Annotated in this window: 22 protein-coding genes; 17 read left to right on the top strand and 5 right to left on the bottom strand. The window is 36.8% G+C overall.

All coding sequences use genetic code 11. The annotated features are described in order from the left end of the window. The first annotated feature begins 24 nt into the window (after window positions 1-24). A complete protein-coding gene (gene guaB / locus QM460_RS03790; protein ID WP_045762410.1) occupies window positions 25-1503 on the top strand; it encodes an IMP dehydrogenase in 1479 nt (492 codons plus the stop codon). A gap of 54 nt (window positions 1504-1557) precedes the next feature. On the opposite strand, the gene recF is transcribed toward guaB, so the two are convergent. Together recF and yaaA are read right to left on the bottom strand one after the other, a co-directional pair. Then, window positions 1558-2649, bottom strand: a complete 1092-nt coding sequence (gene recF, locus QM460_RS03785; protein ID WP_414289276.1) for a DNA replication/repair protein RecF — start codon at window positions 2647-2649, stop codon at window positions 1558-1560. A gap of 2 nt (window positions 2650-2651) precedes the next feature. Continuing rightward, on the bottom strand, window positions 2652-3020 hold the full coding sequence (yaaA, locus tag QM460_RS03780) for a S4 domain-containing protein YaaA (protein WP_373095363.1): 369 nt from the start codon (window positions 3018-3020) through the stop codon (window positions 2652-2654). Window positions 3021-3181: 161 nt separating this feature from the next. Between yaaA and yfmF the strand changes: the two genes are divergently transcribed. The 13 genes from yfmF to tsf all read left to right on the top strand — a co-directional run bounded on the left by yfmF (window position 3182) and on the right by tsf (window position 15968). After that, window positions 3182-4432 carry an EF-P 5-aminopentanol modification-associated protein YfmF gene (gene yfmF / locus QM460_RS03775; RefSeq protein WP_223140369.1) on the top strand — a complete coding sequence of 417 codons (1251 nt, stop codon included), beginning with the start codon at window positions 3182-3184 and terminating at the stop codon, window positions 4430-4432. Beyond that, complete coding sequence (gene yfmH, locus QM460_RS03770; protein ID WP_414289275.1) at window positions 4429-5712, top strand: EF-P 5-aminopentanol modification-associated protein YfmH; 1284 nt, start codon at window positions 4429-4431, stop codon at window positions 5710-5712. The genes yfmF and yfmH overlap by 4 nt, the downstream gene beginning before the upstream one ends. Before the next feature lie 37 nt (window positions 5713-5749). After that, on the top strand, window positions 5750-6574 hold the full coding sequence (gene rodZ, locus QM460_RS03765) for a cytoskeleton protein RodZ (protein ID WP_080936287.1): 825 nt from the start codon (window positions 5750-5752) through the stop codon (window positions 6572-6574). Window positions 6575-6586: 12 nt separating this feature from the next. Then, on the top strand, window positions 6587-7126 hold the full coding sequence (pgsA, locus tag QM460_RS03760; RefSeq protein WP_049530373.1) for a CDP-diacylglycerol--glycerol-3-phosphate 3-phosphatidyltransferase: 540 nt from the start codon (window positions 6587-6589) through the stop codon (window positions 7124-7126). A 2-nt stretch (window positions 7127-7128) separates the two neighbouring features. After that, on the top strand, window positions 7129-7956 hold the full coding sequence (locus QM460_RS03755) for an energy-coupling factor ABC transporter ATP-binding protein (RefSeq protein ID WP_414289274.1): 828 nt from the start codon (window positions 7129-7131) through the stop codon (window positions 7954-7956). Then, on the top strand, window positions 7941-8780 hold the full coding sequence (locus QM460_RS03750) for an energy-coupling factor transporter ATPase (protein WP_414289273.1): 840 nt from the start codon (window positions 7941-7943) through the stop codon (window positions 8778-8780). The genes QM460_RS03755 and QM460_RS03750 overlap by 16 nt, the downstream gene beginning before the upstream one ends. Continuing rightward, window positions 8773-9567 carry an energy-coupling factor transporter transmembrane component T family protein gene (locus QM460_RS03745; protein WP_414289272.1) on the top strand — a complete coding sequence of 265 codons (795 nt, stop codon included), beginning with the start codon at window positions 8773-8775 and terminating at the stop codon, window positions 9565-9567. Before QM460_RS03750 ends, QM460_RS03745 begins: the two co-directional genes overlap by 8 nt. 31 nt (window positions 9568-9598) lie before the next feature. After that, a complete protein-coding gene (mreC, locus tag QM460_RS03740; protein ID WP_414289271.1) occupies window positions 9599-10420 on the top strand; it encodes a rod shape-determining protein MreC in 822 nt (273 codons plus the stop codon). Beyond that, window positions 10417-10911, top strand: a complete 495-nt coding sequence (mreD, locus tag QM460_RS03735; RefSeq protein WP_070458176.1) for a rod shape-determining protein MreD — start codon at window positions 10417-10419, stop codon at window positions 10909-10911. The genes mreC and mreD overlap by 4 nt, the downstream gene beginning before the upstream one ends. Before the next feature lie 91 nt (window positions 10912-11002). After that, window positions 11003-12220, top strand: a complete 1218-nt coding sequence (gene pcsB / locus QM460_RS03730; RefSeq protein WP_414258537.1) for a peptidoglycan hydrolase PcsB — start codon at window positions 11003-11005, stop codon at window positions 12218-12220. A gap of 195 nt (window positions 12221-12415) precedes the next feature. Then, window positions 12416-13630, top strand: a complete 1215-nt coding sequence (locus tag QM460_RS03725; RefSeq protein ID WP_414258538.1) for an aminoacyltransferase — start codon at window positions 12416-12418, stop codon at window positions 13628-13630. A gap of 435 nt (window positions 13631-14065) precedes the next feature. After that, window positions 14066-14848: a 30S ribosomal protein S2 gene (gene rpsB / locus QM460_RS03720; RefSeq protein WP_414289270.1), complete on the top strand. Its 783-nt coding sequence runs from the start codon at window positions 14066-14068 to the stop codon at window positions 14846-14848. A 79-nt stretch (window positions 14849-14927) separates the two neighbouring features. Continuing rightward, window positions 14928-15968 (top strand): translation elongation factor Ts, encoded by a 1041-nt coding sequence (tsf, locus tag QM460_RS03715; protein WP_000808094.1) that lies wholly within the window; start codon window positions 14928-14930, stop codon window positions 15966-15968. A 122-nt stretch (window positions 15969-16090) separates the two neighbouring features. Here the strand turns inward: tsf and cysK are convergent, their stop codons facing one another. The 3 genes from cysK to QM460_RS03700 all read right to left on the bottom strand — a co-directional run bounded on the left by cysK (window position 16091) and on the right by QM460_RS03700 (window position 18209). After that, a complete protein-coding gene (gene cysK, locus QM460_RS03710; protein WP_414289269.1) occupies window positions 16091-17017 on the bottom strand; it encodes a cysteine synthase A in 927 nt (308 codons plus the stop codon). Window positions 17018-17113: 96 nt separating this feature from the next. Further along, window positions 17114-17557 (bottom strand): PH domain-containing protein, encoded by a 444-nt coding sequence (locus QM460_RS03705; protein ID WP_414289268.1) that lies wholly within the window; start codon window positions 17555-17557, stop codon window positions 17114-17116. Between the two features lie 16 nt (window positions 17558-17573). Continuing rightward, window positions 17574-18209 (bottom strand): YigZ family protein, encoded by a 636-nt coding sequence (locus tag QM460_RS03700; RefSeq protein ID WP_414289267.1) that lies wholly within the window; start codon window positions 18207-18209, stop codon window positions 17574-17576. Window positions 18210-18264: 55 nt separating this feature from the next. On the opposite strand from QM460_RS03700, the gene QM460_RS03695 reads away from it, so the two are divergent. The 3 genes from QM460_RS03695 to hpf all read left to right on the top strand — a co-directional run bounded on the left by QM460_RS03695 (window position 18265) and on the right by hpf (window position 20844). After that, a complete protein-coding gene (locus QM460_RS03695) occupies window positions 18265-19563 on the top strand; it encodes a DEAD/DEAH box helicase (protein WP_414289266.1) in 1299 nt (432 codons plus the stop codon). After that, complete coding sequence (locus tag QM460_RS03690; RefSeq protein ID WP_414289265.1) at window positions 19560-20222, top strand: ComF family protein; 663 nt, start codon at window positions 19560-19562, stop codon at window positions 20220-20222. Before QM460_RS03695 ends, QM460_RS03690 begins: the two co-directional genes overlap by 4 nt. 79 nt (window positions 20223-20301) lie before the next feature. Then, window positions 20302-20844, top strand: coding sequence for a ribosome hibernation-promoting factor, HPF/YfiA family (gene hpf, locus QM460_RS03685; RefSeq protein WP_045762429.1), 543 nt, complete (start codon window positions 20302-20304; stop codon window positions 20842-20844). Window positions 20845-20871 lie beyond the last annotated feature (27 nt).

The following is a 20871-nucleotide window of genomic DNA, read 5'->3' as shown; positions in this document are numbered from 1 at the left end:
AAAGAAAGAAAAGAGGAAACTTCAATGTCTAATTGGGACACTAAATTTTTGAAAAAAGGTTTTACCTTTGATGATGTATTGCTTATTCCGGCAGAGAGTCATGTGTTGCCTAATGATGCGGATTTAACTACAAAATTGGCAGATAATCTGACTTTAAATATCCCAATTATTACAGCTGCGATGGATACTGTAACAGAAAGCCAAATGGCTATTGCTATTGCGCGTGCAGGTGGTCTTGGTGTTATCCATAAAAATATGTCTATTGAACAGCAGGCAGATGAAGTTCGTAAGGTAAAACGTTCTGAAAATGGTGTTATAATTGATCCATTCTTCTTGACTCCAGAGCATACAATTGCAGAAGCAGATGAACTCATGGGACGTTACCGTATCAGTGGTGTTCCAGTGGTTGAAACTCTTGAAAATCGTAAATTGGTTGGTATTTTAACAAACCGAGACCTTCGTTTTATTTCAGATTACAATCAACCAATCTCAAATCATATGACCAGTGAGAATCTTGTTACTGCTCCTGTTGGAACAGATCTTGAAACAGCTGAGAGCATTCTTCAAGAACACCGTATTGAAAAACTTCCTTTGGTTGATGAAGAAGGTCGTCTTTCTGGCTTGATTACGATTAAAGATATTGAAAAAGTGATTGAGTTTCCAAATGCAGCTAAAGATGAGTTCGGTCGTCTTTTAGTTGCTGGTGCGGTAGGTGTAACTTCTGATACATTTGAACGTGCAGAAGCACTCTTTGAAGCAGGTGCAGATGCCATTGTTATTGATACTGCCCATGGTCACTCAGCAGGTGTTCTTCGTAAAATTGCTGAAATCCGTGCGCACTTCCCTGACCGTACACTAATTGCCGGAAATATTGCCACTGCTGAAGGTGCACGTGCTCTTTATGATGCAGGAGTTGACGTTGTTAAAGTTGGTATTGGGCCAGGTTCAATCTGTACAACTCGTGTTATCGCAGGTGTAGGAGTTCCACAAGTTACAGCTATCTATGATGCAGCAGCAGTTGCGCGTGAATATGGCAAAACAATCATTGCTGATGGTGGAATCAAGTATTCTGGAGATATTGTTAAAGCCCTTGCTGCTGGTGGAAATGCAGTAATGCTTGGATCAATGTTTGCAGGAACAGATGAAGCTCCAGGAGAAACTGAAATCTTCCAAGGACGTAAGTTCAAGACATATCGTGGTATGGGTTCAATCGCTGCAATGAAGAAAGGTTCAAGCGACCGTTACTTCCAAGGCTCTGTCAATGAAGCAAATAAACTCGTTCCAGAAGGAATTGAAGGACGTGTTGCATATAAAGGAGCAGCAGCTGATATCGTATTCCAAATGATTGGTGGTATCCGATCTGGTATGGGTTACTGTGGTGCAGCTAACCTTAAAGAATTGCATGACAATGCTCAATTTATCGAAATGTCAGGTGCCGGTCTAAAAGAAAGCCATCCACACGATGTGCAAATCACAAATGAAGCACCAAACTACTCAATGTAATAAAAAATCTCCTGTAAAACAGGAGATTTTTTATTGTTTACGCCAATGTAAAATTTAGTTTACAGATAATTGACCGTTCTTTACAGTAAATATACTGAGATTATCTGGTAAGTTTTGAAGATGCTCTAAACTAGTTGTTGTAATAAAGGTTTGAATATTTTGAGATATAGTTTCTAATAATTTAAGTTGACGAGTATTGTCAAGTTCACTCATAACATCGTCAAGTAAAAGTATAGGCGATTCTTTTGTAATGCTCTCCATTAATTCGATTTCAGCTAGTTTAATAGAAAGAACAAGGCTACGATGTTGTCCTTGACTTCCAAAGCTTGCGTCCATTCCATTGATTAAGAAAATCATATCATCCCGATGAGGGCCAACTCCAGTATTCTTCTTAAATAAATCTCTTGATCTACTTTTTTGAAGTGCGGTATAGAAAGATTCTGCTAGTTTTCCCTTGTCAGTGAAGTTTACGGATGGTTGATAACGAATTGACAATTCTTCTAATTGGTCCGAAATATCAAAGTGTTTTTTACGACCAAAAGATTCCATTTTTTTTATAAATTCTTCTCTGTGGACCATCACCCGACAACCATAGTCTACTAGCTGGTCATCCAGAACAGATAAAAATGTTTCGTCAATCTGATTCGCTGACTTTAAATAGGTATTTCTTTGTTTGAGCACATGGTTGTAGCTTGACAAGTCTGACAAGTATATGGGTTTGATTTGCCCTAGCTCCATATCTATAAACTTACGTCGGATAGCTGGTGCTCCTTTGACAAGTTGTAAATCTTCGGGTGCAAATAGAACAACATTCATGTGTCCAATATAGTCAGATAGCCGAGCTTGCTTTAAGTGATTGACTTTAGTAATCCGACCTTTTGGGGTTAAGTCAATCTCAAGTGGTACAGTAGCCGTTCTTTTTTGAAGAATTCCAGAAACTTGAAGTTGTTCTTCTTCAAATTGAATTAAATTCTTGTCTGTCTTTGTACGATGACTTCTAGTTAAAGCTAAAAAGTAAATACTTTCCAGAAGATTAGTTTTGCCTTGAGCATTTCGACCCACAAATACATTTAATTTAGGATTAAATTCAATTTCGGTATTCTGATAGTTTCTAAATTGCTTGATGGATAAGTTTTTTAGCCACATACTTATCTACCTGGGAAACGTGGTGCAGTTTTTGTTTTAGCTTTCGGGGTCTTTTTTGTTGGCTTTTTTTTGACCGTCTTATTCATTTCTTTGACAAGTTTAGCCACACGTTCTTTCTCAAGTTTTTCTTGGAGATATTCTTCCTGTTCTTCTAAGCTCGGTTGCGTCAGAATGATTTGGATTTTCATGTCAGGAATGTCGATAGAGTCTCCGATTCTTACTTTTTTCCCACGACGATTTTCTAATTCCCCATTAAAGTAGACATGATGCTCAGCTAAAAAGGATTTAATAGCTCCTCCACTGTGTATAATACCAAGTTCTTTCAAGAGAGCTTGGAGAGTGATAAATTCTTCAAATAATTTGTATTCCATAGTTCACCTCAATCTTTGGTATTATACCATATTTTACCTTGAAATGGCAGAGGTAAATTCGTTAGAAATGAAAGCGATTTTAATTTTAAAAGGGGTAAAGAGAACAAGAAAATTTTCTCTTTTCATGGTATAATAGAACTCTATGTAGAAGGAGGTAAGAGATGGAGTTAGTACCTGGAATTGCAGTGCATTTTATCCAATCAAAAAAATTTAAAACTAATAAAATTACTGTGCGTTTCACAGCTCCATTGTCTTTGGATTCAATTTCAAGTCGCATGTTAAGTGCCAGTATGCTTGAAACTGCCAACCAAAGTTATCCAACTGCTCAACTGTTTAGAAAACGTTTAGCAACCTTGTATGGAACTGATTTGTCAGCGCACGCCTATCGAAGAGGACAAAGTCATCTTGTGGATTTGAGTATTTCCTATGTGCGTGATGAATTTTTAAGTAAGAAAAACGTATTAACTTCTCAAATTTTAGAATTATTGCACCAGGTTCTGTTTACACCATTGTCGGATGAGGATGGATTTGAGAAAAATGCTTTTGACATCGAGAAAAAACAGATCTTATCAAGGCTGGAATCAGAATTAGAAGACCCATTCTTCTTTGCACATAAAGAGTTGGATCAATTGTTTTTCCAAGAAGAATCAATGCAGCTAGTTCCAAAAGATTTGATTTCTAGAATTTCAGAAGAGACTTCAAAAACATGTTTTTCAAGCTATCAAAAAATGCTAAAAGAAGACCAAATAGATATTTTCTTCTTAGGCGATTTTAATGAAATTGAAGTTTTAGAGTTTTTACATAAATTTCCTTTAACAGGTCGTAAATCAGTTGTAAACATTCAATATCAGCAACCCTATTCTAATATTCTTAGAGAAGGTATTGTTAGAAAGAGATTAGGACAGTCTGTTTTAGAGATGGGCTACCATAGTTCAGTGGCATATGGTGATGAAGAACAGATGGCAGTGCTTCTTGTCAATGGTCTTTTAGGAGCCTTTCCTCATTCGAAACTATTTACCCAAGTGCGAGAAAAAGAAGGACTGGCCTATACGGTATCAAGTCATTTGGATCTCTTTAGTGGATTTTTACGATTGTTTGCTGGAATTGATCGGCAAAATCGAAATAAAGTAAGAAAATTGATGAATCATCAGTTGCTTGACATAAAAAATGGCAAGTTTACAGATAAGGAGATTGATCAGACCAAACAAATGATTCGTCGATCAATACTACTTGCTCAGGATAATCAAGATTCTATCGTCGATAAATATTATCTGTCAACTTTTTTTGGAAAAGCGAATCTTGACACAAAAACTTTAATCGATAAGCTTGAACAAGTTGATAGAGAAGCAATTTGTGAAGCAGCAAACAGTTTTAAGTTGCAGGCTATTTATTTTATGGAAGGAGCAGAATGACAAGACCTACTTTTCAAAAGAAATATTATCCTTCTGTAAAAGAAACTTTGTATCAAACTAGCTTAGAAAATGGTTTGACAGTTACTTTACTACCTAAAAAGGACTTTAACGAGGTTTATGGCGTTGTAAGTGTCCAAGTCGGTTCTGTTGACACAAGGTTTACAGTGGATGATAAGGACTTACAACAATATCCACAAGGAATTGCTCATTTCTTAGAACATAAGCTTTTTGAAAGAGAAGATTCTGGAGATGTTATGGCAACTTTTACAGAGTTGGGTGCTGAAAGTAATGCCTTTACGAGCTTTACGAACACTAACTATCTTTTCTCGACTTCTGAAAATGCTCTAGAGTGTTTAGATTTGCTAGAAGAACTTGTCACTACTTTCAATATGACTGAAGAATCTGTGGAGCGCGAAAAGGATATCATTCAACAGGAAAGAGAGATGTATCAGGATGATCCGGATTCTTGTTTATTTTTCAAGACTTTGGCAAATCTCTATCCAGAAAGTCCTTTAGCTTCAGATATTGTTGGTAGTGAAAACTCTATTGATGCTATTTGTTTGGAGGATTTAAAAGAGAACTTTAAAGAGTTTTACAGACCTGTCAATAGTAATATCTTTTTAGTGGGGAATTTTGATTTTGAACTGCTTGAAGATTATTTTGCTAAGAAATCTCATCCTCAAGAAAAAAAACATGAGTTTAAGAGAGAAAAAATACCTTTACATCCTGTAAAGACTACTGAAAGTTTACGGATGGACGTGGCTTCTCCAAAATTAGCGATTGGTATTAGAGGAAATAAAGACATCGGAAATCGAGATCAGTATCGTTATCATCTTTTATTGAAATTGTTGTTTACAATGATGTTTGGTTGGACTTCACAAAGATTTCAAAAATTATATGAGACAGGTAAACTGGATGCTTCCCTGTCTCTAGAAATAGAAGTTGATCCTCGTTTCCATTTTGTGATATTAACAATGGATACAAAGGAACCTGTGGCACTTTCTCATCAATTTCGTAAAGCTATTCGCAATTTTATGAAAGATGAGGATGTAACTGAGGATCACTTGGATATTGTAAAAACTGAGATGTATGGAGAATTTCTTCATAGTATGGATTCCCTAGAATACATTGCCACGCAGTATCATCCAACCGATACAGGTTCTACCCTGTTTGACCTTCCTAAACTTTTGCAGGAAATTACTTTAGAAGATGTTCTAGAGGCTGGACATGATTTGATAGATAATAGCGATATGGTTGATTATACAATTTTCCCGATATAATCGCTAGAAAATACACTAGAAAGAAGGAATGTTAAGTATGAGAAAAAAAACAATTGGTGAGGTCTTACGTCTTGCAAGAATTAACCAAGGACTGAGCTTAGAGGAATTGCACAGAAAGACAGATATTCAGCTGGATTTGTTGGAGGCAATGGAGTCAGATGATTTTGACAAACTACCGAGTACTTTTTATGCTCGTTCATTTTTGAGAAAGTATGCTTGGGCTGTTGAATTAGATGAAAATATCGTTCTAGATGCCTATGATTCGGGAAGTATGATTACTTATGAAGAAGTTGATGTAGATGAGATTGAACTTTCAGGACGTAGACGGTCTAATCGAAAGAAAAATTCATTTCTCCCGCTATTTTACTTTGTTCTTTTTTCTTTATCAATTTTAATTTTTGTAACCTACTATGTGTGGAATTATATTCAAACCCAACCAACTGCATCTTCTGCAGCAACTTATAGTGTTGTGAGTTCAACAAGTAGCTCTAGTAGTGTAGCATCAAGTAGTAGTCAAGCTACTAGTTCATCAAGTTCGAGTGAGGCAACTACTTTGACTGTTTCAGGTCAGGGAGATACTTTGTCAGTGGAATATAAGACATCTAAAGATTCTGCGGATCTTCACTTATCTGTAACAGATACAACAAGCTGGATTAGTGTTTCGGATACTGATTTAGCAGGAGGAGTGACTCTTGAACCTAATAATAAAACAGCCAAAACAACCATCTCTAAAGGATCTCCAGTAACCATAACATTGGGTGTTGTTAAAGGAGTATCGGTGAAAATTGATAATAAGGAAATTGACACTTCAAAATTAACTGGTCAAACTGGTTGGATTACTCTAACATTAAGTTCAAACTAAAGGAAGGATAACATGAAAAAAGAGAATATTCCTAATATGCTTACGCTTGGTAGAATTTTATTTATTCCGATTTTTATTCTCCTTCTATCAGTTGGGCCATCTCCTGTGTTACATAAAATAGCAGCAGTTATTTTTGCTATTGCCAGTATCACTGATTATCTAGATGGTTATTTAGCTAGAAAATGGCAAGTGGTTAGTAATTTTGGTAAATTTGCAGATCCAATGGCTGATAAATTATTGGTCATGTCAGCCTTTATCATGTTGGTCGGTCTAAAGATGGCACCAGCTTGGGTGGTAGCAGTTATTATCTGCCGTGAACTTGCAGTCACTGGTTTGCGCTTGCTCTTAGTTGAAACAGGAGGTACTGTTCTAGCTGCTGCTATGCCTGGAAAAATCAAGACATTTAGTCAGATGTTTGCGATTATATTCTTGCTACTTCACTGGAATGTGCTTGGTCAGATAACTCTTTATATTGCCTTGTTCTTCACAGTTTATTCTGGTTATGATTATTTCAAGGGAAGCGCATATTTGTTTAAAGGAACTTTTCGTTAGATATGGAATCGATTATTGAGATAAAAGATCTGTCTTTTCGATATCAGGCAGATCAAGAACATTATGATGTTCATAACCTTTCGTTTCACGTGAAACGTGGAGAATGGTTGTCTATCGTTGGTCATAATGGTAGTGGAAAATCAACGACAGTTCGCTTGATTGATGGTTTGCTCGAGGCTGAATCTGGAGAAATTTGGATAGACGGTGATTGCCTAACTCCAGAAAATGTCTGGGAAAAAAGACGTAAGATTGGTATGGTCTTTCAAAATCCTGATAACCAATTCGTAGGAGCAACTGTTGAAGACGACGTTGCTTTTGGACTGGAAAATCAAGGAATCCCACTTGAAGAGATGAAGAAACGCGTTTCTGAGGCTTTATCATTGGTTGGGATGGCTGAATTTGCTAAAAAGGAACCAGCTCGCTTGTCAGGAGGTCAGAAGCAGAGAGTAGCTATTGCAGGTGTTGTTGCTCTGCGACCAGATATTTTAATCTTGGATGAGGCTACAAGTATGTTGGACCCTGAGGGACGATTAGAGTTGATTAAGATAGTCCAGAAGATTCGCAAAGACCATCAGATGACAGTCATCTCCATTACGCATGATCTGGATGAGGTGGCCATGAGTGACAGAGTTTTGGTGATGAAAAAAGGAGAAATCGAGTCAACTAGCACTCCTAGAGAGTTATTTTCTAGATCAGATTTAGATCAAATTGGCTTAGATCAACCCTTTGTCAACCAATTAAAACAATCACTGCGTGATAATGGCTTGAAATTATCAGAGCACTACCTGACCGAGGAGGAGCTCGAGGAGGCTTTATGGGAATTATTCTAGACAATGTTAGTTATACTTATCAGGAAGGAACACCCTTTGCCTCAGCTGCCTTGTCAGATGTCAGTTTGACCATAGAAGATGGTTCCTATACTGCTATTATTGGGCATACAGGAAGTGGGAAATCCACAATTTTGCAGCTTTTAAATGGTTTGCTAGTTCCCACAGAGGGAAGTGTTCGTGTCTTTGATACATTGATCACACCAACATCGGTCAATAAGCAAATTCGTCAAATTCGTAAACAAGTTGGGTTGGTGTTTCAGTTTGCAGAGAATCAAATTTTTGAGGAAACTGTCCTAAAAGATGTGGCTTTTGGCCCTCAAAATTTTGGAGTTTCTGTAGAAGAGGCAGAAGCTATTGCGCGTGAAAAACTAGCTTTAGTAGGAATCGATGAATCACTCTTTGAACGAAGTCCATTTGAACTCTCAGGTGGACAAATGAGAAGGGTTGCTATTGCTGGGATTTTGGCAATGGAGTCTAGCATTTTGGTCTTAGACGAACCAACAGCTGGTTTGGATCCAATTGGTCGAAAAGAGTTGATGGCCTTGTTTAAAAAGCTTCATCAAGATGGCATAACAATTGTTTTAGTAACCCACCTTATGGATGACGTGGCCGAATTTGCTGACCAAGTTTATGTGATGGAAAAAGGGAAACTAGTTAAGTGTGGGAAGCCAAGTCTTGTCTTTCAAAATGTCGAATTTATGGAAAAAATCCAATTGGGTGTTCCTAAAATCACACGATTTGCTCAAAGGCTAGTTGACAGAGGAATTTCTTTCGAACAATTGCCGATAACGATAGAGGAGTTTAAGGAGTTTATCAATGGATAATATGATTTTAGGTCGATACATACCAGGAAATTCGATTATTCATCGTCTAGATCCTCGTAGTAAGTTAGTAGCAATGATTTTATTGATCATCATCGCTTTTTGGGCCAATAATCCAATTACAAATCTCATACTCTTCATTGCAACAGGCATATTTGTCGTTTTATCAGAAGTTCCCTTATCTTTTTTTATAAAAGGTTTGCGATCTATGTTTTTTCTGATTGCTTTTACAACCCTTTTTCAACTGTTCTTTATCTCTGGTGGTCACGTCATGTTCGAGATGGGATTTATAAAAATCACAAGCTATGGTATTGAGCAGGCTGGAATCATTTTTTGCCGCTTTGTGTTGATTATCTTTTTCTCAACTTTGCTAACCTTGACGACTATGCCACTAAGTTTGGCAACAGCAGTTGAATCCTTACTTGGACCTTTAAAAAGATTTAAAGTGCCTGTTCATGAGATTGGGCTCATGTTGTCTATGAGTTTACGCTTTGTACCAACCTTAATGGATGATACGATTCGCATTATGAATGCTCAAAAGGCGCGTGGTGTTGATTTTGGAGAAGGAAATGTAATCCAAAAAGTTAAGGCTATGATTCCTATTTTGATTCCTTTATTCGCTACGAGTTTGAAACGAGCGGATTCTCTTGCTACAGCCATGGAAGCTAGAGGATATCAAGGCGGGAATGGACGCAGTCAGTATCGACAGTTAAATTGGATGAATAAAGATAGTGTGGCCTTACTTCTTGTATGTGTGTTGGGTTTGATTCTATTTTTGTTGAAATCCTAAAGTGAAGTATAGAATGAGATAGGGTAGAGGTATGAACCGTTTTAAAAAATCAAAATATATCATTGTTCTATTTGTCGTTGTATTAGTAGTATCCGTTTTTTTAGTGACAACACAATCAAGTGCAGTTGTAACAAAAGCTGGAGATGGAATTTCATTAGTCGATAGAATAGTGCAAAAGCCTTTTCAATGGCTTTCTTCCGTAAAATCTGATTTAGGTCGTTTGACCAGAACCTATAACGAGAATGAAACTCTCAAAAAAGAACTCTATCAGATGAAGAAGGAAATGAATGAAGCAGACAGTCTGAAGGAAGAAAATGAGCAACTACGTCAGTTATTGGATATGAAATCAAAATTGAATGCAACCAAGTTAATTGCTTCTGACGTCATCATGAGAACTCCTGCAACCTGGAAACAAGAGTTGACAATTGATGCAGGTTCTCAACAAGGCGTGACAAGCAATATGCTTGTGATTGCTGGTGGAGGACTGATTGGAAGCGTGGGAAAGGTTGAAGATAACTCTACTGTGGTCAACTTATTGACCAATGCGGAAAATACGGAGAAAATATCCGTTAAAATCCAACACGGTTCTACTAGTATATATGGCATTATCATTGGGTACGACAAAGAAAAAGACTTGCTTAAAATAAGCCAGTTAAATAGTAGTAGTGATATCAGCCAAGGAGACAAGGTAGTTACAGGAGGTCTGGGCAACTTTAAAACTACAGATATTCCCGTAGGAGAGGTTGTATCAGTTACCCATAGTAGTGACTATCTAACAAGAGAAGTTATGGTCAAACTCCATGCTGATCCAATGAATCTAAAAGTCGTAGAGTTAGTGGGGAATCCATCATGAGACTGTTGAAGCAGATAGGGATGTTTTTACTCTTGCCTATAGTTGTCTTAATAGACAGTCATTTAGGGCAATTTGTAAATAGTTTTTTTCCACATTTTCAAATTGTGAGCCACTTTATCTTCATCTTCTTGTTGTTTGAAACTATTGAAGTATCGGAGTATCTATTTTTAGTTTATTGCTTATTTATTGGTCTTATATACGATATTTATTTTTTCCATTTAGTAGGGATTGCCAGTCTTCTTTTTGTGATTATTGGTGCAATCGTTTATAAAAATAATGCGCTCATTTTATCAAATAGATGGACTAGACTATTAGCTATTTTAATGATGACTTTCTCTTTTGAATTTGGCAGTTTTCTTCTAGCGCAAATGATTGGCTTAACTGCTGAAAGTATAACAGTTTTTATCGTTTATGGTCTAGTTCCATCAATGATATTAAACTGTCTATGGATGTTAATTTTTCAGTTTATTTTTGAAAAAATATATCTATAAGAAAGAAACAAAACTGTAATAAAGGCGTAATATTTATTAGGCCTTTTTTTGATATACTAGTATTGTCGTAAAAGAAGGAGTATTCACACTTATGAAGAAAAAAATCCTAGCATCACTTTTGTTAAGTACAGTATTGGTCTCACAAGGAGCTGTTCTTTCAAGTGTTAAAGCAAATACAACAGATGAAAAGATTGCTGCTCAAGATAGTAAAATTAGTAACTTGACAGCTCAACAGAAAGAAGCTCAAAAACAAGTAGACGAAATTCAAACTAAAGTTTCAGCTATTCAATCAGAGCAAGAAAAATTACAATCTGAAAACGAAAAACTTCAAGAAGAATCTAAAAAACTTGAAGGTGAAATCGCAGAGCTTTCAAAAAATATCGTAGCACGTAATGAATCACTTGAAAACCAAGCTCGTAGTGCACAAACGAACGGAACTGCTACAAGTTATATCAATACGATTATTAACTCTGACTCAATTACAGAAGCTATTTCTCGTGTAGCAGCTATGAGTGAAATCGTATCAGCAAACAATAAAATGTTGCAGCAACAAAAAGAAGATAAGAAAGCTATTTCTGAAAAACAAGTTGCAAACAACGAAGCAATCAATACAGTCATTGCTAACCAACAAACGCTTGCTGACGATGCTCAAGCTTTGACAACAAAACAAGCAGAATTGAAAGTAGCTGAGTTAAATCTTGCAGCTGAAAAAGCTACAGCAGAAAACGAAAAAGCTAGCTTGCTAGAGAAAAAAGCAGCAGCAGAGGCAGAAGCCAAAGCAGCAGCAGAGGCAGAGGCAGCTTATAAAGCTAAACAAGCAAGTCAACAACAATCACTTGTAGCTTCGGCTAACACAACCTTTGCTGCACAAGTACAAGCAACTTCAAGTTCTTCATCATCTTCATCATCAGATGAAGAATCAAGCTACACACCTGCAGCAACTACTGTAAGTCAACGACCAACTTATAGTTCAAATGCTTCAAGTTACCCTGTAGGTCAATGTACATGGGGTGCTAAGACTTTGGCTCCATGGGCTGGTGATTACTGGGGAAATGGTGGTCAATGGGCTGCAAGTGCAGCGGCTGCAGGTTTCCGTACAGGTTCTACACCACAAGTTGGAGCAATTGCTTCATGGGATGATGGAGGATACGGGCACGTAGCAGTTGTTACTGCTGTTGAGTCAACAACGCGTATTCAAGTTTCAGAATGTAACTATGATGGTAGTGGAACTCAACCAATCGGAAATTATCGTGGATGGTTTAATCCTACAGCATCACGTGGTACAGTAAGATACATTTATCCAAACTAACATATTAATTATTACTAAATTTAGGGTGAGGTTTTATTAATCTCACCCTTTGTATGGTATTAATAAAAAATTTTTATCAGAATGTTTTTGTCATTATGGAATTAAAGATGGGATGAAAACTATCGGATATGTAGCTAGGATAAGTATGTTTATCTAACGAAATAATATGTTTTTAAGAGAGTTGGTACTGGAATTATGTTTACTTATAAAATGAATGTTGATGCTCAAGAGTGGGATTTATTTTTAGAAAATCATCCTCAAGGGAATTTATTGCAGAGTAGTGATTGGGCCAAGATAAAGGATACTTGGGGGAATGAGAGAGTTGGATTTTATAAAGAAAATCAACTAGTTGGAGTAGCGAATATCTTAATTCAGCCTCTTCCATTAGGATTTTCCATGTTCTATATTCCAAGAGGCCCAGTTATTAATTATGAAGATAAAGAACTTCTGAAATTTGTGATTTTAACATTGAAAAAAATTGCTAAAAAAAGCAATGCAATAATGGTTAAATTTGATCCAAGCCTTTTTATCAGTCGAAGTCTGATCGACCAAAAAACTATTCAAAATTCTATAACTTTTGAAATTGTTGAGGAATTGCAAAAAAATAAAGTTCATTGGACAGGATTGACAAAGGATATGGCAGAAAACATACAACCTCGTTTTCAAGCTAATATTCATAAAGAAAACTTCTCGCTGGATCAACTGTCCAAATCTACTCGACAGGCAATCCGAACTGCAAGAAATAAAGGATTGGAAGTGAAATTCGGTGGACTTGATTTATTAGATGAATTTTCATTTTTAATGAAGAAAACAGAGTCTCGTAAGAACATCAGTTTACGAGGAAAAGATTATTATCAGAAGTTATTGACTACTTATCCTGATCATTCCTTTATCACACTGAGCTATTTAGATTTACCTAATAGACTGAAAGAAGTTGAGCAGCAACTCGAAAAAAATCTTAAAATAGCGCAGAAATTCACTGATAAAACGAAAGAAGGCAAAATAAAAGAGAATCAGCAAGAGAGAAAACGATTAGAGGAAGAAATTTCTTTTCTTAAGAGTCATATTGATAGAGGGAACAGTGTTGTTCCATTGTCTGGAACTTTGACCATCGAATTTGGGAAAACTTCTGAGAACTTATATGCTGGAATGAATGAGGAATTTAGACATTATCAACCTGCTATTCCAACATGGTTTGAGACTGCTCAACATTCATTTGAACGCGGGGCAGAAACTCATAATATGGGTGGAATTGAAAACAACTTAGAGGGTGGGTTATTTAATTTTAAATCTAAGTTTAATCCCACTATCGAGGAATTTGCTGGTGAGTTTAATTACCCAACTAGCTCATTGTATTTCTTGTTTAATATAGCCTATAAAATCCGTAAGAAACTTCGAAGTAGCAAGTAGAAAGTCAAAGACTTATTGGCAAGTTTAATCTTTAGTAATTGTTTTTTTGATAACATAGAGTATGAAGATATGATACTTGCTATAAAAAATATAAAGTAGATTCTTTCATATCAAAACATTTAAGTTATCAACTCGAAATATTTTGTATTTATCTGAGTCTCAACATAAGCGGTTATTGCACATTTAGCAGTAACCAATTTATGTTGGGATGTTTTTTATTTAAAGTTGATAAATTTTTTTAAAATTTCAGTTGGGAAGTTATGTTATGAAGGAAAAACTAGCACAATTACTTGAAAAAAAGGTTCAACTATGATATAATATGACTTGTCGTGTAAACGATAATACTCATTCTTGATGAATTGTGAAGCTGTTGCCTTCGGGTCGTTTTGCAAGCTGAAATCAAGAAGAGGAAAAAAACAAAAAGGAGAAATACTCATGGCAGTAATTTCAATGAAACAACTTCTTGAGGCTGGTGTGCACTTTGGTCACCAAACTCGTCGCTGGAACCCTAAGATGGCTAAGTACATCTTCACTGAGCGTAACGGAATCCACGTTATCGACTTGCAACAAACTGTAAAATACGCTGACCAAGCATACGACTTCATGCGTGATGCTGCAGCTAACGATGCAGTTGTATTGTTTGTTGGTACTAAGAAACAAGCAGCTGACGCAGTTGCTGAAGAAGCAGTACGTTCAGGTCAATACTTCATCAACCACCGTTGGTTGGGTGGAACTCTTACAAACTGGGGAACAATCCAAAAACGTATCGCTCGTTTGAAAGAAATCAAACGTATGGAAGAAGATGGAACTTTTGAAGTTCTTCCTAAGAAAGAAGTTGCACTTCTTAACAAACAACGTGCACGTCTTGAAAAATTCTTGGGTGGTATCGAAGATATGCCTCGTATCCCAGATGTAATGTACGTAGTTGACCCACATAAAGAGCAAATCGCTGTTAAAGAAGCTAAAAAATTGGGAATCCCAGTTGTAGCGATGGTTGACACAAACACAGATCCAGACGATATTGATGTAATCATCCCAGCTAACGATGACGCTATCCGCGCAGTTAAGTTGATTACAGCTAAATTGGCAGACGCTATCATCGAAGGTCGCCAAGGTGAAGATGCTGTTGCAGCAGTTGAAGCAGAATTTGTAGTTTCAGAAGCTCAAGCAGATTCAATCGAAGAAATCGTTGAAGTTGTAGAAGGCGACAACGCTTAATTCATAATAAATAGTAATTACCTAGGAGGGCGGGGCTTAGCCCGGCTCTCCTATTTTTAAAAAATATAGGAGAATCAAAATGGCAGAAATTACAGCTAAACTTGTTAAAGAGTTGCGTGAAAAATCTGGTGCTGGTGTTATGGACGCTAAAAAAGCATTGGTTGAAGTGGAAGGCGATATCGAAAAAGCGATTGAATTGCTTCGCGAAAAAGGTATGGCAAAAGCAGCTAAGAAAGCTGACCGTGTTGCTGCAGAAGGTTTGACTGGTGTTTATGTTGATGGTAACGTTGCAGCAGTTGTTGAAGTAAATGCTGAAACTGACTTCGTTGCGAAAAACGCTCAATTTGTTGAGTTGGTAAACGCAACAGCTAAAGCGATCGCAGAAGGAAAACCAGCTAACAACGAAGAAGCTCTTGCTTTGACAATGCCTTCAGGTGAAACTCTTGAAGCGGCTTATGTGTCTGCAACAGCAACTATCGGAGAAAAAATCTCATTCCGTCGCTTTGCTTTGATTGAAAAAACAGATGCACAACACTTCGGAGCATACCAACACAACGGTGGACGTATCGGTGTTATCTCTGTAATCGAAGGTGGAGACGAAGCACTTGCTAAACAAATTTCAATGCACATCGCTGCTATGAAACCAACAGTTCTTTCATACAAAGAATTGGATGAGCAATTTGTTAAAGATGAGTTGGCACAATTGAACCACGTTATCGACCAAGATAATGAAAGCCGTGCTATGGTTGGTAAACCAGCTCTTCCACACTTGAAATATGGATCAAAAGCTCAATTGACTGATGAAGTGATTGCTCAAGCTGAAGCTGATATTAAAGCTGAGTTGGCTGCAGAAGGCAAACCAGAAAAAATCTGGGATAAAATCATCCCAGGTAAAATGGATCGTTTCTTGCTTGACAACACTAAAGTTGACCAAGCATACACACTTCTTGCACAAGTTTACATCATGGATGACAGCAAGACAGTTGAAGCTTACCTTGAATCAGTTAACGCTTCAGTAGTTGAGTTCGCTCGTTTTGAAGTTGGTGAAGGTATCGAAAAAGCTGCAAACGACTTTGAAGCAGAAGTTGCAGCTACAATGGCAGCAGCCTTGAATAACTAATAAAAAAGTAAGGAAGCTAATTTGCTTCCTTTTCTTTTGTTAGAGGGGATTCATAGGAATCCTTTTTTTATTATAAACGGTAAACAAAAAGCCCTATACAAGGGCTTAGTGTATTTAGGAGACTATACTTCGAATTCATAGAGTGCTGTAGATAGGTAACGTTCTCCGTTATCTGGTGCAAGCGCAAGGACTTTTTTACCTGCTCCAAGTTTTTTAGCGACTTCAATTGCTGCATAGATAGCTGCTGCAGAAGAAATACCGACTAAGAATCCTTCTTTTCCACCGATTTCACGGCCAAGTGCAAGAGCGTTATCTGATGTTACACGAACGATACCATCGTAAGCTTTTGTATCAAGTGTATCTGGAATGAATCCAGCAGAGATACCTTGAATTTTGTGAGGACCTGGCTTTTCACCAGACAAGATAGCTGACTCGTCTGCCTCAACAGCAAAAACTTGAATGTTTGAGTTAGCAGTTTTAAGAGCATGAGAAACACCAGAAATAGTTCCTCCAGTACCAACACCAGCAACAAAGGCATCTAAACCATCAGATCCGAAATCAGCTAGAATTTCAGCTCCTGTTGTTCTTTCGTGAACTTCTGGGTTAGCTTGGTTATTAAACTGTAATGGTAGGAAACCATCACGCTCAGCAGCAATTTCCTGCGCTTTTGCAATCGCACCTTTCATTCCTTCGCTACCAGGAGTGAGGACTAGTTCAGCTCCATAAGCTTGGATAATTTTACGACGTTCCACGCTCATTGTTTCAGGCATAACGATGACAACTTTGTAACCTTTAGCGGCACCAACCCATGAGAGACCAATACCAGTGTTCCCACTAGTTGCTTCTACAATGGTAGAACCTGGTTTCAATTTACCTTCTTGTTCTGCTTTTTCAATCATGCTTAGGGCGATACGGTCCTTAACTGACGATCCTGGGTTAAAAGCTTCAAGTTTTACATAAACATCTGCTGCACCTTCTGGTACAATGTTATTCAATTTAACAATCGGTGTTTTACCGATGAGTTCTGTGATATTGTTATAAATTGCCATATTAGCACCTCTTTATATAAGATGCTACTAGTATAACTCTAACTTTAACTTTTGTAAAATATAGAAATCCTATCGGAGTGATAGGATTTTTTTATATCAGTGATTCAAACTATTCATATTCAAACGATTATGATAAGCTAAGTCAAATAGATAGGTGTAAAGAGGTACAATATCAGTTTTCTTTGGAAATTCAAATTTGTGAGAATTAAAATGCTCATTGTGAGATTTTAAAAAGGCATTTTCTAAATAAGTAATCGTAATCTCACTATCATCAATCCCAAGTCCAGCAGTTTCCATTTCCACATTGACAATGTTCATGAGGAAAATTGATTTGATAGATATCTTCCGTCCGGTTACCCCTTGTTTATCTGTAAAGATGATACGGATATTAGTAAAGATAATTGAGTCACGAATGAGTTTATATCCGCTTTGAATTTCTTCATTTTCTAATAAATATTGTCCAAACTCCTTGGTAAGAGCTTCTTTACTTTGCTCACTGAAGTTTCCAGCGAGTCCCTGAATTAATCTTCCAAAAGCCATATGATATTTCCTTTCTTTACGATAGGTTTACAGGTACTTCAACTTCACGTAAACCTTTGTCGGTTAGAGTAACTTTTCCATTGAAAAATTCAATGAGATCAGCCTTGATACCGTCTTTCTTTTCTTTATCAATGAAAATCATAGTGTCAACTTGATCTGTAAAGTTTGTCTCTAATTCTATGAGATTATTCTCTTTAAGAAAATTACCGTATTCTTGATATTGGGCATAAGACATTTGAATGGAGATGCCAGCTTGCTCTTTGATTTCGACAATCCCAATTTCCTTAACTGCTAGGGCAACACTACCAGCATAAGCGCGAATCAAACCACCAACCCCTAGTTTGATACCGCCAAAATAACGAGTAACTACAACACAGACATTAGTAAGGTTGTGATTCTCCAGAACTCCTAGCATAGGAACGCCAGCAGTCCCACTAGGTTCTCCATCATCACTAGTTCGCTTGATTTCACTACGCTCACCGACAATAAAAGCAGAGCAGTTGTGGGTAGCTTTATAGTGTTCTTTTTTAATAGTTGTGATAAAATCACGAGCCTCTTCCTCACTATAGACACGTTTGGCATGACAGATAAAGCGTGATTTTTTGATTTCTTCTTGGACTTGTCCGTCCTCTTTTATAGTTATGTATTCCATATTTTTATTGTACTAAAAAATAGCGTAAAGTTCTACATTTTACGAATAAAGAAATATGAAAGTAAATCCAAATTATCTCGGTCGCCTTTTTACCGAGCAAGAATTAAGTCATGAGGAGAGACAACAAGCAAAACAAATTCCATCCATGAAAAAAGAAAAGGGTCAACAATATTGTCAGCGTTGTGGTAGTCAGATAGAAGAAGAATGGCATTTGCCTATTGGTGCTTTTTATTGCCGAGAATGCTTGATTATGAAGCGAATAAGAAGTGATCAAAATCTCTATTATTTTCCGCAAGAAAGGTTTCCACAGCAAGATGTACTCAAATGGTCAGGTCAACTGACTCCATTTCAAGAGCGGGTATCACAAGGACTCCTTCAGGCGGTAGATAAGAAGGAGGCTACCTTGGTACATGCAGTGACAGGAGCTGGTAAGACAGAGATGATTTACCAAGTTGTTGCCAAGGTGATTGATCAAGGTGGAGCTGTTTGTCTGGCCAGTCCACGAATTGATGTTTGCTTAGAGCTACATAAACGACTACAAAATGATTTTGCATGTGAGATCGCGCTACTACATGGGGAGTCGGATCCCTATTTTCGTACACCTTTAGTTGTAGCAACCACTCACCAACTATTAAAATTTTATCAAGCTTTTGATTTATTAATTGTGGATGAAGTAGACGCCTTCCCTTATGTTGATAATCCTGTACTTTACCATGCTGTCAATAATTGTGTAAAGGATACCGGATTGAGAATATTTTTAACAGCAACGTCAACTGACGAGTTAGATAGAAAAGTTAAACAAGGGGAGTTAAAGCGTCTCAGTTTACCTCGTCGTTTTCATGGAAATCCTCTCATTGTCCCCAAGCCAATCTGGTTATCCCATTTTAATAGATATTTAGAAAAAAATGGCTTACCTCCAAAATTAAAACTTTACATTGAGAAACAGAGAAAGACAGCCTATCCCTTACTAATCTTTGCCTCTGAGATTAAAAAGGGAGAAAAGCTAAAAGAAATTTTGCAGGAGAAATTTCCAAATGAGAAAATAGGATTTGTATCCTCAATCACGGAAGACCGATTAGAGCAGGTACAGGCCTTTCGAGATGGAGAGTTGACGATATTAATAAGCACAACTATATTAGAGCGTGGAGTTACCTTCCCTCGTGTAGATGTTTTTGTGGTGGAAGCCAATCATCAACTCTTTACCAAGTCAAGTTTAGTACAAATTGGTGGACGAGTTGGAAGAAGCATGGATCGTCCTACTGGAGAACTTATATTTTTCCATGACGGACCCAATCAGTCCATTAAGAAAGCCATAAAGGAGATTAAGCAAATGAATCAGGAGGCAGGAGTATGAAGTGTTTATTGTGTGGTAAAAGCTTGCAAACAGAGATAACCTTTACTAACCTGCTCTGTTTTAAAAAGGAGGAGGAAATAGTCTGTGAATCCTGTATTTCGTCTTTCGAGAGCATTGGTGGTAATCATTGTCCTAGTTGTTTTAAAAAAGGTTTGTCAACTATTTGTCAAGATTGTCAATTTTGGTGTAAAAAAGGTGTAAAGGTTGATCATAGAGCTCTTTATTCCTATAATCAGGCTATGAAAGAGTATTTTAGTCGCTATAAATTTGATGGAGATTATCTTCTTAGAAAGGTATTTTCTAAGATATTGCAAAAAGAGTTAAAGAAGTATAAGAACTATCAGATTGTGATTGTTCCTCTGAGTGACCAGCGTTTAAAAAGCAGAGGCTTTAATCAAGTTGAAGGTTTGATAAAGGATACTGGGTTAGCATATCTGGATATTTTGGTTAAAAAAGAAGTGGAGGCTAGTTCTTCAAAAAATCGATCTGATCGTTTACTTACAGAGTTTCCATTTTTATTGAAAGATGGAGTGAAGTCCCCAGAAAATATCTTACTCTTTGATGATATTTATACAACTGGAACTACCTTGAATCGTCTTAAAAGTATGTTTTTAGAGGCTGGTTGTCAGAATATTAAAACTTTTTCCCTCGCAAGATGAGGAAAAAGTTTGCAAAAATTTTATGAAAGCGTTATAATATAATTAGAAAAACAAATATGTTTAGAAAGAAGGTACTTATATGATTAAATATAGTATCCGTGGTGAAAACCTAGAAGTAACAGAAGCAATTCGTGATTATGTAGTTTCTAAACTCGAAAAGATCGAAAAATACTTCCAAGCAGACCAAGAATTGGATGCGCGTGTTAACTTGAAAGTTTACCGCGAAAAGACTGCTAAAGTAGAAGTAACCATTCCGCTTGGATCTATTACTCTTCGTGCAGAAGATATTTCTCAAGATATGTACGGTTCTATTGATTTGGTGACAGATAAGATTGAACGTCAGATTCGTAAAAACAAAACTAAAATTGAACGTAAGAACAGAAATAAAGTATCAACAAGTCAACTCTTTACAGATGCTTTAGTTGAGGACTTAGATGTAGCACAACCAAAAGTTGTTCGTTCAAAACAAATTGATTTGAAACCAATGGATTTGGAAGAAGCCATCTTACAGATGGATTTATTGGGACATGACTTCTTTATCTATGTAGATGTTGAAGATGAAACAACAAATGTTATCTATCGTCGTGAAGATGGAGATATCGGTCTTCTAGAAGTTAAATAATCTTAATAATTAGTTTGTAAAAGTGGT

The organism is Streptococcus infantis, assembly GCF_047464415.1.
GTDB lineage: Bacteria > Bacillota > Bacilli > Lactobacillales > Streptococcaceae > Streptococcus > Streptococcus infantis_AE.
This window is presented reverse-complemented; position numbering and strand designations above follow the sequence as displayed.

Excerpts from the sequence above, each read along its gene's own strand:
- QM460_RS03725 (WP_414258538.1), top strand. The coding sequence starts at position 12,416 with ATGTTTACTTATAAAATGAATGTTGATGCTCAAGAGTGGGATTTATTT.
- QM460_RS03750 (WP_414289273.1), top strand. The coding sequence starts at position 7,941 with ATGGGAATTATTCTAGACAATGTTAGTTATACTTATCAGGAAGGAACA.
- mreC (WP_414289271.1), top strand. The coding sequence starts at position 9,599 with ATGAACCGTTTTAAAAAATCAAAATATATCATTGTTCTATTTGTCGTT.
- recF (WP_414289276.1), bottom strand. The coding sequence starts at position 2,649 with ATGTGGCTAAAAAACTTATCCATCAAGCAATTTAGAAACTATCAGAAT.
- yfmF (WP_223140369.1), top strand. The coding sequence starts at position 3,182 with ATGGAGTTAGTACCTGGAATTGCAGTGCATTTTATCCAATCAAAAAAA.
- QM460_RS03705 (WP_414289268.1), bottom strand. The coding sequence starts at position 17,557 with ATGGCTTTTGGAAGATTAATTCAGGGACTCGCTGGAAACTTCAGTGAG.
- QM460_RS03745 (WP_414289272.1), top strand. The coding sequence starts at position 8,773 with ATGGATAATATGATTTTAGGTCGATACATACCAGGAAATTCGATTATT.
- yfmH (WP_414289275.1), top strand. The coding sequence starts at position 4,429 with ATGACAAGACCTACTTTTCAAAAGAAATATTATCCTTCTGTAAAAGAA.
- yaaA (WP_373095363.1), bottom strand. The coding sequence starts at position 3,020 with ATGGAATACAAATTATTTGAAGAATTTATCACTCTCCAAGCTCTCTTG.
- cysK (WP_414289269.1), bottom strand. The coding sequence starts at position 17,017 with ATGGCAATTTATAACAATATCACAGAACTCATCGGTAAAACACCGATT.
- mreD (WP_070458176.1), top strand. The coding sequence starts at position 10,417 with ATGAGACTGTTGAAGCAGATAGGGATGTTTTTACTCTTGCCTATAGTT.
- rpsB (WP_414289270.1), top strand. The coding sequence starts at position 14,066 with ATGGCAGTAATTTCAATGAAACAACTTCTTGAGGCTGGTGTGCACTTT.
- tsf (WP_000808094.1), top strand. The coding sequence starts at position 14,928 with ATGGCAGAAATTACAGCTAAACTTGTTAAAGAGTTGCGTGAAAAATCT.
- hpf (WP_045762429.1), top strand. The coding sequence starts at position 20,302 with ATGATTAAATATAGTATCCGTGGTGAAAACCTAGAAGTAACAGAAGCA.
- rodZ (WP_080936287.1), top strand. The coding sequence starts at position 5,750 with ATGAGAAAAAAAACAATTGGTGAGGTCTTACGTCTTGCAAGAATTAAC.
- QM460_RS03755 (WP_414289274.1), top strand. The coding sequence starts at position 7,129 with ATGGAATCGATTATTGAGATAAAAGATCTGTCTTTTCGATATCAGGCA.
- QM460_RS03695 (WP_414289266.1), top strand. The coding sequence starts at position 18,265 with ATGAAAGTAAATCCAAATTATCTCGGTCGCCTTTTTACCGAGCAAGAA.
- QM460_RS03690 (WP_414289265.1), top strand. The coding sequence starts at position 19,560 with ATGAAGTGTTTATTGTGTGGTAAAAGCTTGCAAACAGAGATAACCTTT.
- guaB (WP_045762410.1), top strand. The coding sequence starts at position 25 with ATGTCTAATTGGGACACTAAATTTTTGAAAAAAGGTTTTACCTTTGAT.
- QM460_RS03700 (WP_414289267.1), bottom strand. The coding sequence starts at position 18,209 with ATGGAATACATAACTATAAAAGAGGACGGACAAGTCCAAGAAGAAATC.
- pgsA (WP_049530373.1), top strand. The coding sequence starts at position 6,587 with ATGAAAAAAGAGAATATTCCTAATATGCTTACGCTTGGTAGAATTTTA.
- pcsB (WP_414258537.1), top strand. The coding sequence starts at position 11,003 with ATGAAGAAAAAAATCCTAGCATCACTTTTGTTAAGTACAGTATTGGTC.